Here is a 214-nt window from a genome sequence, read left to right on the forward strand (position 1 = left end):
GGGAAACCCCCAACTACCATCGGCGCTGAAGAGCTTAACTTCCGTGTTCGGTATGGGAACGGGTGTGACCTCTTCGCTATCGCCACCAAACCTGATGGAGAGAATGTTCTCTCAAAACTAGATAACAATGTTCATTTTTCACATTAGAATATAGGTTAAGTCCTCGATCTATTAGTATCTGTCAGCTCCACGTGTCACCACGCTTCCACCTCAG

The 214-nt window shown here is 46.7% G+C and carries 1 rRNA gene; it reads right to left on the minus strand.

The window, feature by feature from the left end:
* Positions 1-90, minus strand: a 5S ribosomal RNA gene (gene rrf / locus KVT11_RS20950); the annotation flags it as partial.
* Positions 91-214: the final 124 nt, after the last annotated feature.

The organism is Bacillus sp. GbtcB10 (assembly GCF_019091365.1).
Taxonomy (GTDB): Bacteria; Bacillota; Bacilli; order Bacillales; family Bacillaceae; genus Bacillus; species Bacillus altitudinis.